6 protein-coding genes and 1 other RNA gene are annotated in these 11,342 nt (G+C 56.8%); all 7 read left to right on the top strand.

From position 1 onward, the window contains the following. On the top strand, positions 1-905 hold a 905-nt coding region (locus tag M1617_08605), incomplete at its 5' end, for a M20/M25/M40 family metallo-hydrolase (GenBank protein MCL5888320.1). Further along, complete coding sequence (smpB, locus tag M1617_08610) at positions 905-1,375, top strand: SsrA-binding protein SmpB (protein ID MCL5888321.1); 471 nt, start codon at positions 905-907, stop codon at positions 1,373-1,375. The genes M1617_08605 and smpB, both read left to right, overlap by 1 nt. 93 nt (positions 1,376-1,468) lie before the next feature. Continuing rightward, positions 1,469-1,822: a transfer-messenger RNA gene (gene ssrA / locus M1617_08615) on the top strand. A gap of 305 nt (positions 1,823-2,127) precedes the next feature. After that, positions 2,128-3,180 carry a restriction endonuclease gene (locus M1617_08620; protein ID MCL5888322.1) on the top strand — a complete coding sequence of 351 codons (1,053 nt, stop codon included), beginning with the start codon at positions 2,128-2,130 and terminating at the stop codon, positions 3,178-3,180. Between the two features lie 433 nt (positions 3,181-3,613). After that, complete coding sequence (locus M1617_08625) at positions 3,614-6,514, top strand: DEAD/DEAH box helicase (GenBank protein MCL5888323.1); 2,901 nt, start codon at positions 3,614-3,616, stop codon at positions 6,512-6,514. A gap of 54 nt (positions 6,515-6,568) precedes the next feature. Next, the gene (locus M1617_08630; protein MCL5888324.1) at positions 6,569-8,548 is read left to right on the top strand and encodes a site-specific DNA-methyltransferase; all 1,980 of its coding nucleotides are present in this window, start codon (positions 6,569-6,571) and stop codon (positions 8,546-8,548) included. Between the two features lies 1 nt (position 8,549). Then, positions 8,550-11,342, top strand: a 2,793-nt coding sequence (locus M1617_08635; GenBank protein ID MCL5888325.1) for a DEAD/DEAH box helicase family protein, incomplete at its 3' end; no start/stop codon positions are given.

Below are 11,342 nucleotides of genomic sequence, written 5' to 3' on the forward strand. Positions count from 1 at the left end.
CCGAAACGATGAGCGTCATGCTCGCCGGTCACATCGACGAGATCGGGCTCATGGTCAACTACATCATGCCCGAGGGCTTCATCGCCTTCCAGGCCATAGGCGGCGTCGACGACGCCATCCTCCCCGGCATGCGCGTCGACGTGCATACCGCCGAAGGAGTGCTCCGCGGGCTCATCGGAAGGATGCCCATCCACCTGCTCGAAGAAGACGAGCGCAAGTCGATCACGAAGATGCACAAGCTCTTCATCGACCTAGGCCTTCCCGCCGAGGCGGTCAAGGAGCGGGTGCGCATCGGCGACCCCATCACCTTCGGCGTCGGCTTCGAGCTCATCGGCGAGGGGATGGCCGTCTCGCGCGGCTTCGACGACAAGGTGGGTGCGTTCATCTGCGCCGAGGTCTTGCGCCAGGTTGCCGAGAAGGGCGGCGCGCGCGTCGACCTGCTGGTCGCCGGCACCGTGCAGGAGGAGGTCGGCCTTCGCGGCGGCATCACCAGCGCGTACGGCGCCAACCCGACCGCCGGCATCGCCGTCGAGGTCGGCCACGCGACCGACTACCCCGACGTCGACAAGCGCAAGCACGGCGAGGTCGTGTGCGGGAAGGGCCCGGTCATCGCCCGCGGACCCAACATCAACCCGACGATCTTCGCTGGCCTGAGCCAGGCCGCCGAGAAGGCCGGGATCGAAGTGCAGTTCAACGGTGAGCCCCGAGGCACCGGCACCGACGCGAACGCGATCCAGCTTTCGCGCGGAGGCAAGGCCGCAGGCCTGGTAAGCATCCCGCTGCGCTACATGCACACCCCCAACGAGATGCTCGCCCTAGAAGACGTCCAGAGCACCATCGATCTGCTGACCGAGTACATCATTGGGCTGGATCCTGCGACGGACTTCATTCCGCGGGGGGCCTGATGCCCCGCGATCGCAAGATGATAGCCGGCAACAAGAAGGCGTATCACGACTACTTCATCGACGAGACTTTCGAGGCCGGCATCGAGCTTTCCGGCACCGAGGTCAAGTCGCTTAGGGACCGCGGCGCCAACCTGCGGGATTCCTACGCCAGCATCAAGCACGGCGAGATCTTCGTCCACGGCCTGCACATCGCACCATACTCGCATGGCAACCGCGCGAACTTGGACCCGATCCGGGTCAGGCGCCTTTTGCTGCACAAGAAGGAGATCCGCTACCTCGCAGGCAAAGTCTCCGAGCGCGGATCGACACTCGTGCCCACCAAGCTGTACTTCAACGCCGATAACCGCGCGAAGATCGAGATCGGACTCGCCCGAGGCAAGAAGCTCTACGACAAGCGTGCATCGATCGCCGAGCGCGACCAGAAGCGCGAGACCGAACGGGCGATGGCCGAGAGGAACCGCGGCGGCTAGCGCCACTTCGGCAGTGGCCTTGCACACCGAGGTATAATGTATGCACGCCGCAATTGCGCGCGGGGCTCTTTGACAAGTCGACGGCCCACATCCGGGGGCGACTGGATTCGACACGATAGTGCTTGAAGGAAGAAGCAGGCCGAGGTCTCCTCGCCTCGTAAAACAGGGGTACCGACGATTAAACGTCGACAATGACTTTGCCCTCGCTGCCTAAATAGCGTAGCGACGCCGACCCGTTGGACATTCCCGCCATCGGCAAGGCGCCACTTCAGGGAATTGCGGTCTCACACGTGGGCGGTATGGTGCGACCAAAGACCGAACCGCTATGGGCGACACATCGCGAGTCATCAGGTGATGCGTCGGCCGAGAACCAACTGCTGACTGAGCCTGGAGATGCTTCCTGAGGGTGTATCGTGGACCGGAGTTCGATTCTCCGCGCCTCCACCATCGACGATAATACCGACCCGTCCTTCCGAGGAAAACGCCTCGGAGCGGCGGGTTTTCTTGTTGCGTGCGCCCAGCGGCAACTTGCGATATCCTCCCGGTGCTCCTCTCACTCAACCGAGCGTAGGTGCTCCGAATCTTGGTGCGTCCCATCCAGCGCGAATAATTGACATGCCCGAATCCGCAATGATAATGGGGTTCTGAGGGCGGTGTATTGTTGGACATGTTGCAGATTCTTGCTTTGCGAGTTTGTGCGACATTTATGCGCACTGAACATTGATCATCTTGCCCGTCGAGAGGGAGGCTACATGCAGGGATGCGCGGCAATCCTGCTCGTCTTAGTGATTCTGGCACTACTGATTGAGTACTGGTCGGTGGTTGTTTGGGTACTCGCGGGCGGCTTCGTTTACCTCCTTATCCGCTGGCTTCACAAGCGTCGTCTCGCCGACAGGAGGGCCGAGTACATCTCCTCCTTCGACTCCAGCCCCGAAAAAGACCTGCTATGCCGCTACGTTGAACGCGCTGATGCGGGTGTGTGCGACGACAGAGACATACCCAAGCTGAAACGAATACTCGCACCGGCTTGGAAATTCACTGATGATGAGATGACGATATTGATCCAGCGCGAACGAACACGTCGACTCAAACAATCAGTGCGCATGGCACTCCAGAACTCCGGCGCCCGCACGCGTGACGAGTACCTTCTTGCTTATCTGGATGTGTGTCCCTCCGAACGAAACCACCATGTTGACGTGATACCTCAGCGCATGCACCGGGCGCTCGAGTTGGACGAACACTTCATGGAGTATCTGGATGGGTCTCCCTCCCCTCGGGCCCGGTATTTGGGTGTTCTTCATGAGGTGATGATCCAGGCGGGCGTGGATGAGGGCGTGGAGCCAATAGGTTTGCCTAGGCTACTAGTTCGTGCTGAGCGGCAAAGAGAACTAGAGGGGTTCAAGCGGGTACTGGAGGCGCCTCCGGGCGAACTCCGTCTTCCGAACTTGGACACACTCGACGGCATCGAGTTTGAGCAAGTCATAGGAGTCCTGTATCGGAAAATGGGCTACAGCGTTGAGGTTACCCAGTCATCTGGGGACCAAGGTGCTGATGTCATCGTTGAGAAGATGGGTGTTAGGACCGTCATACAGGCCAAGTGCTGGGGCGGATCAGTGGGAAACAGTGCAGTGCAAGAGGTTGCTGCGGCCAAGCCTCACTACGGCGCGCAACGTGGCGTCGTAGTCACTACCGGCACTTTCACTCGCGGGGCACGTGCGCTAGCTGAGTCGAACAGCATTGAGCTGATTGACCGCCATGACTTGGAGGAGTTGCTGCGAACACACTGGCGACATCCTGTCCTGTGACCGGAGCGGTTCTTGGCAGGACATGAGCCTACGGACCCCCGATGTCGCTCTCGACGCACCAGCAGCTCTCAACCCCGACAACGAGTGTAGGCCCCAAATCTTTGTGCGCTCACGTGCGAACATGCATGTGTATGACGGGCACAAGCGTATGGTATTCTGAGCTTAGGTTTCAGCACTATTTTCCTCTGCGTCGTCCAATGACTTTTCGCAGGCGGCGGGGAGAATCCCGCGTCTCGTGTCAATGTTGCGACTTACCAGGAATGGGGAGTGCTGCGGGTCGCCGGGGATCTCATGCCGGATCAAAAAGGGATGGAGCACGCAGCATGGTGCGCGCCAACAGGGTCAAGCGGAACAACACGCCCAAACTGTCACTCTCGAGAGCTGGGGCTGAACTGAGGAGCAATCAAGGGTCACTCAGCAACGTGGGGTGTGAATGAACCTCACTGCCTACCAAGCCAAGTATTACGCCCATGAACTCCAGCGTTCCTATGCGAACGACCACGTCGGTAAGCTTGCAGGACTCTTGTTCGATGCCCAGGTTGAGCCGAAACCACACCAAATCGATGCTGCGCTCTTTGCACTTCAGACGCCTTACCTGCCGGGGGTGATCTTGGCTGACGAGGTGGGCCTGGGAAAGACGATCGAAGCGGGCATCGTCATCACCCAGTATTGGGCGGAGCGTAAGCGCCGCATTCTGGTCATTGCACCTTCGAGCCTCCGCCAGCAGTGGAGCCAAGAGTTGTTCGAGAAGTTCCTGGTCCCTAGCAAATTGCTTGACCCAAAAATCAAGGACAAACAGCTGTCCCGAGCGGCTCAAGAAGGTGCGGAAGTGCTGATCTGCTCGTATGAATTTGCGCGACGCCATGAAACCAGTCTGTTGCGCCAGTGGGATCTTGTCATCTGCGATGAGGCTCATCGCTTGCGAAACTTCTACACGGGCCGAAACAAGGCGGCAGCGGCAATAAGTCGCATCGTTAATGAAGCCAATAAGACTCTGCTCGTCACGGCAACTCCCCTGCAGAACCGCCTCGAAGAAGTGTACGGTCTTGTCAGCGTATTTGATCCCAGTTACTTCTATTCGCTTGACGCCTTCCGTGCGCGCTACGTCAAGGCTCGGGGACTCGATGACAACGACGATTTGGTTGAGCGTGTCGCAACTATCAGCAAGCGCACATTGCGCAGGGATGCCGACAAGTACATCCACTTCACCAAGCGCCTCCCAATCACGATCGAGTTCATGCCAAGTCCTGAAGAAGTCGAGCTTTACGAAAAGGTCAATGCCTACTTGCAACGTGAAAACCTGTTCTCGTTCACCGACTCCCAACGCCACCTGACAACCCTGATTATCCGTAAGCGCCTGGGCTCTTCAACTTATGCGGTTTCCAGCACTTTAGACAAGATTGCCAATCGATTGCAGGAAGAGATTGACCTGGGCATCTTGCGAGACGGACGCGGAGGCTTCATCGCTGCAGACTTCTTGGGCGATGAACTCACGGATGAAGAGATCGAAGGATTGGATGAGGCCGCCGAGGAATCCGGCACCGTCACACCTTACGGTCCTGGGGCCAACGGCCGCATCGATCCCAGTGCACGCGCGGCTATGCTAGCGGAGGTGGCAGAGCTTCGCAGCTACGCTCATCTGGCTCGCTCAATCACAGTGAATCAGAAAGCAGTGAAGCTCAACGAAGCTATCGAAAAGGGATTCGAGCGTTTGCGTGAGCTAGGCGCGCCAGAGAAGGCCATCATCTTTACCGACTCCACAAAGACTCAGGAGTACATCGCCCGCTCCCTTGCGCAGGCGGGGAGAGGCGAAGGAATAGTCCTTTTCAACGGTTCCAACAACTCCCCTGAATCCACCGAAATCTACAAAAGGTGGCTGGAGGCGAACAGAGACGGTGACGTCATCACAGGCGTCGCCGCAGCCGACAGACGGAAGGCCCTTGTGGACTATTTTCGCGACCACGGTAGCGTCATGATAGCCACCGAGGCGGCTGCGGAGGGAATCAATCTACAGTTCTGCTCGATGGTGGTGAACTACGATCTGCCGTGGAATCCGCAACGCGTTGAACAGCGTATAGGTCGCGCCCATCGCTTTGGACAGAAGTACGATGTAGTGGTGGTCAACTTTTCCAACAAGGGAAACCTGGCCGAGGCCCGCATCCTTGAACTACTCACCACAAAGTTCCGACTATTCGAATCGGTCTTTGGTGCAAGCGACGAAGTGCTCGGAGCCATCGAGGACGGCTTCGACTTTGAGAAGATGATCAACAACATCCTGAGCAATTCACGTAGCGACGCTGACATAGAGAAGGCATTCAGGGAGCTCGAGGAGCAATACGCTACTGAAATCAGCGCCGAAATGGCCGTGGCCAAAGCTAAAGTTTTCGACAACCTCGACCCGAATGTTCAGGATCGCCTGAAGGCTTATGACTCGCAATCCGGGGAGCTACTCAACAGATTTGAGCGGCTGTTGCTCGAAGTCACCAAGAGGCAGCTACGCTCCTATGCAACATTCGAGGGTGATGGCCGCCGTTTCGTCCTCAACAAAGCTCCGGTGGAAAAGGCTAAGACAGGTAGGTACTACTTCAAGTCCGAGCCACTGGAGAACGCCCATCAGTACCGTTTCGACAGCGACCTTGCTCGCTACGTCATCGATTCTGCGAAGGCTTCCGACACACCCGTCAGGCAGCTTACATTCAGCATCAAGAGCTCCACGCGAGTGAGCACCGCTGCACGCGATCTTCAAGGCAAGTCCGGTGAGCTAATCGTCAAGGTAGTCACTTTTTCGATGACTGCCAAGAACGACGATATCAGCGAGTCCTATGTGCTCGCCGGCTGCCTCACTGATGAAGGGCAGTGGCTCGATCACGAGTACATCGCTGACATTCTAGATTTGGCCTGCATCGACGAGGGCCCAGCAGTGACTGTTGACGACACCAGGTTCGCAAAACACCTGGAGGAGCGCCGCAAACATTTGGAGAAGGAGGTCCAAGGCCGAAATTCTCGCTATTACGACCAACAGGAGGAGCTACTCTACCGGAACCTGCAAGATCGTCGCGCTGAGTCCGAAGAGAAGATTCGTGCGTACAAGGCTAAGGAAAAAGCCGCCCGTAGCGCAGCCAAGGCCGCGGATGATCCCATGGAGCAGTTGCGACACAAGAAAGAAGCCAGGCGCTGGGCAGAGCGGGTGGAGGAAGAAGACGAAGAGGCGCGGATCGATCGCAAGAAGATGCGCGCAGAAGCTGATCGTTATCTCGACTTGATCGAGCAGGCACTCAAGGGGACCCAGCGAGTAGAGCACTTGTTCACCATTCGCTGGAAGGTGATAGATTGACGGTGTCCCGTGCGAACAATTCGCAAAGACGTGGATGATCAGGAGGAGCATTCAATGACAGAAGGCGGCACACAAGACATCTTCGAAACCCCGAGTCGCACCCCCAACTTCAGGACGGAGCTTGCTGCACAACTCGCGGAGCTGATGCCTGAGGTAATTGCCGATGGAAAGATCGATGTCGAGAAAATCAAGGAGCTCCTTGGGGATGACGCTGGAGACGACCGTGAACGCTTTGGGCTTTTTTGGCCCGGCAAGAAGCGTGCGCTACGCGCTGCGCAGGAGCCGACAACCGCGACCCTGAAACCCGACTTCGAGAACTCGAAGGACTGGGATACCACCAAGAACGTCTTCATCGAGGGCGACAACCTCGAGGTGCTCAAGATTCTGCAGAAACACTACCACGGCAAGATCAAGATGATCTACATCGATCCGCCGTACAACACTGGCAATGACTTTGTTTACCCCGACAACTTCAAGGAGGGACTCGAGACTTACTTGGAGTGGACCCGTCAGGTCAATGAGGAGGGAAAGAAGGTCAGCACCAACAGTGAGACCGAGGGCCGGTATCATTCCAACTGGCTCAACATGATGTACCCGCGCCTCAAGCTCGCGCGGAACCTGTTGACCGATGATGGGGCGATTTTCATCTCGATTGACGATCATGAGATTGATAACCTCACCAGGCTTGGCAAGGAAGTGTTCGGGGAGGGCAACCTACTCGCCTGTTTCACCCGCGTCACGAAGCGAGCCGGCAAGAGCGGCGACCTCATCGCGTTCAATCATGACTACGTGCTCGCTTTCGCCCGCAGTTCGAGCGTCCGTCTTAACCGATTCTCCCACACCGACGACGGTTTTCGCTTCTCCGACGAGCATGAGGACATTCGAGGTAAGTACAAACTGAACCAGACACTCGACTACGGGTCAATTCAGTATTCACCCACTCTTGACTACGAGATCGAGCTTGGCGGACATGTCTTCAGGCCGGGCGGCGTCAGCTACGAACAGATGTTGGCTCGGCGAGCTCGAAATCCTAGGACCGCCTTCTGCTGGCGCTGGTCGCGCGACCTCTTTGATTTCGGAATAGAGAACGGCTTCATCGTGGTGAAGGACGGACGAAATGGTCCGCGCATCTACACAAAGACTTATCAGAACTCGACCATCAAGGAGCAGGGAGGTCGATACGAGGTTGTCGTTCAGGACCGCACAAAAGCTTTTACGACCCTCGACTTCGTCGATAACAAGTACTCGAATGACAACGCCAAGAAGGGGCTCAGCAGTCTATTCGAGTTTGCGGCTTTCGACTATACAAAGCCGGTTGAGTTCCTGAAGACAATTATTGCGCTCTCAACCAGCCACGGATCTAACGACATCGTGTTGGACTTCTTCTCAGGATCCGGCACGACCGGACACGCGGTGATGCAGCTTAACGCCGAGGACGGAGGGAGTCGCCGACACATCCAGGTGCAGCTTCCAGAGCCAACGCCTGAGGAGTCTGAGGCTCGCGAGAAAGGTTACCTTACGCTTTCCGGAATCGCACGCAAGCGGATTGATCTTGCGGGTTATTCGGTGTTGAAAGATGAGAGCGCGCATCTGGGTAATCGGGAGTTGCCCCTGGATGTCGGCTTCCGCGCGTTCACCCTGGTCGACACCAATTTCTCGAAGTGGCGTGTGCCGAGCGACACCGAGGCTTTGACTCTTGAGCAGCAGTTGCTCGACCTCCGCGATAGCGCAGCAGATAGCGCAACACCAGAAGCCTTGCTGGTCGAGATCTTGCTCAAACAGGGGTATTCGCTCACAGAGCAGATCAGAGACATCGAAGTCTCAGGCCTTAAGCTCAAAGTCGTCGGAGAGGGTCTTGTGCTCGCTTACCTTGACCAACGCATCAAGCCGACATTGGATCAACTGCGTGCCGTAATCTTGGAGAAACCGGGCTTCTTCATCATTCTTGAGGACGCCTTCCACGGCGACGACGAGCTCAAGACCAACCTGGTGCAGGAGTGCAAGTCGCGCGGCGTTGAGCTCTGGACGGCCTGACATGGAGTTCAAGTTCGATGCGCATCAGCAGCATCAACAGGACGCAATAGCCGCTGCTGTAGACCTGTTCGACGGCCAGCCTTTTCATGCCGCGTCCCTAATGACCACCCTACAAGGTGTGGTGCCTAACTCGGGCGATCAGCTGAAAGTCTTCGAACTTGCAAGCGAAACCGGCGCAATCGGTAACAACTTGCTACTCGACAGTCAGACCATCTTACAGAACCTGCAGAGGGTGCAGGATCGCAACGGCCTCGAAGTGGTCGGCGAGCTGTCTGGGGGAGCCCTAGATTTCGACGTCGAGATGGAGACAGGCACCGGCAAGACGTATGTCTACTTGCGTACCGTTTTTGAGCTAGCCAAAAATTACAACTTCACCAAATTCATCATCCTTGTACCCAGCGTTGCCATTCGTGAGGGCGTGACCACCAGCATCAAGCTGATGACCAAACACTTCAAGGACCTCTATGCCACTCCTTTCGACTCGTTTGTCTACAGCGGCAGCAAGCCCGAGGAGGTCCAGTCTTTCGCCACCTCTACTAGCGTACAGATCATGGTGATGACAATTGACTCATTGCGTGGCGATAAGAATACCCGCGTTGTTCACCAGGCCCGTGACAAACTCAATGGACTGCGCCCTATCGACTATCTCAGTTCCACACAACCTGTGGTCATCATGGACGAGCCGCAGAACATGGAGTCACTTCTCAGTCAATCTGCAGTGGGGGAACTGAACCCACTTTGCATACTGCGCTACTCGGCTACGCATCGTAAGACCCGCAATGTTGTCTATCGACTTGATCCGGTAGACGCCCACGATATGGGTTTAGTGAAACAGATCGTTGTGGCGGAGGCACTGCAGCAGGGCGCTGATGTTAAACCGTATGTGAAGCTGCAATCGGTTAGTAGCGACGGCGGTTTCAGGGCTCGAATGGAGCTAGCTGTTCGCAAGGCATCTGATGGCACCATCGAGCGCAAGTTGGTCAACGTGAAAAACGGGCAAGATCTGGCGATAGTAACGGAAAACGCTGCCTATGAAGGGTGGCTGGTCAATGAGCTGAGTATCGAGCCGGAATCGGTTGAGCTATTCCCGCACGGCTGGCTGCAAGCCGGTGAGATTATCGGCGGCTCGAATGATTCCATCTACCGGGAGATGATTCGCGAGACCATCCGCGAGCATCTTCGCAAGGAAGCCATGCTCCGTTCAAAGGGCATAAAAGTTCTGAGCCTGTTCTTTGTGGATAAAGTAGCAAGTTTCCTCGGCGACGGATACAACAACGACACTGCCGACGGCGACTTTGCGACCTGGTTTGATGAGCTCTTTGTTGAGGAGCGAGCCAGGAATCAGCAATACGCAGCTGCCTTGCCACTTGAGCCAGTCGAGTACAGGAGAGCCTACTTTTCGGTAATCAAGGGCAAGAGGGGCCAACATGACACCTTCAAAGATAGCAGCGGGACCTCTAAGGCCGATGACGATGCATACGACCTAATCATGCGTGACAAGGCAAGGCTGCTTGATGAGAGCGAGCCGGTGAGGTTCATATTCAGCCACTCGGCGCTTCGTGAAGGTTGGGACAACCCGAACGTGTTCCAGATCTGCGCTTTGCGAGAGATGGGCGCGGCTACAGAACGCCGCCAGACGATTGGGCGTGGACTCCGCCTGCCGGTCAGTCAGTCCGGTGAGAGGGTGCCCGACAAGGGTATCGCTCAACTCACTGTTGTGGCCAATGAATCTTACCGCGAGTTTGCCGATAGCCTGCAGAAGGAGTACCGCGATTCTGGGGTGAGCCTTGGCTTGGTTCGCCCCGGCGAGTTCGCCAAGATTCCCACGGTTGATGAAACCACGGGTGGGGAGAGGCGTTTGGGCTTCCAGGGCTCCAAGTTGATCTGGAATGAACTGGTTGAGCGCAGTTTCCTCGACAAGGACGGAAGAGTCACCGCGAACTTCCGCCCCGAAACCCTTGGCTTTACACTCGGCCCAGAGCCCGATTTCTTCTGGCCACAACGCGACATCGTCGAGGTGATGCTCGGTTGTCGTATCGAGCGCATGGTCAAGCCGCAACGCCACCGAGTAAGTCGTAAGCTGAACAAAGAGATATATTCGTCGCCGTGGTTTGAGGATTTTTGGGCAACGATTTCGCAGAAGACAACTTATCGCGTGACGCTCAACCGGGACGAGATCATCGATAACGCTGTCAATCGAATCAAGGCAGAGCCACCCATCCAACCTCTGCGGGTCCAGGTCACTCGCGCGGGCGTGAAGTTGGTGCGTGGCGGCACCAAGACTTCGGAAACTGCTACGCGATCCGCTGAGTTGGTTGGCACCTACCAACTGCCCGATATCATCAGTGAGCTGCAGGAAGCCACTTCGCTCACGCGCAAGACTTTGGTGGACGTGTTGACCCGCTGCGGCAAGCTGGGTGAGTTCATCGGCAACCCGAATGACTTCATAGCGATGGCTAAACGAATACTTCAGAATGTCGTAGCCACTGCCGTCCAGGAGGGCATTCAGTACGAGAAGATTGGCGGCTCTGTCTATGAGCTACGCGAACTGCAGGCAGATGGGGTCGAGGCGAGGGACCTGTTCCTCGATCGCGTCTACAAGGTCGAGAACACCGACAAGACGGACTTCGACTACATCCAGATCGATTCAGACGGCGCAGACGCGCCGGAGCGCCAGTTCGCTGAGAAGTTGGACTCGCGCGAGGACGTCAAGTTCTTCATGAAGCTGCCTAGCAAGTTCCAGATTGAGACGCCGGTGGGGCCGTACAACCCTGATTGGGCGATCATCAAGCAG

This window comes from Actinomycetota bacterium (genome assembly GCA_023488435.1).
Lineage (GTDB): Bacteria > Actinomycetota > Coriobacteriia > Anaerosomatales > UBA912 > UBA912.

Excerpts from the sequence above, each read along its gene's own strand:
- smpB (MCL5888321.1), top strand. The coding sequence starts at position 905 with ATGCCCCGCGATCGCAAGATGATAGCCGGCAACAAGAAGGCGTATCAC.
- M1617_08620 (MCL5888322.1), top strand. The coding sequence starts at position 2,128 with ATGCAGGGATGCGCGGCAATCCTGCTCGTCTTAGTGATTCTGGCACTA.
- M1617_08625 (MCL5888323.1), top strand. The coding sequence starts at position 3,614 with ATGAACCTCACTGCCTACCAAGCCAAGTATTACGCCCATGAACTCCAG.
- M1617_08630 (MCL5888324.1), top strand. The coding sequence starts at position 6,569 with ATGACAGAAGGCGGCACACAAGACATCTTCGAAACCCCGAGTCGCACC.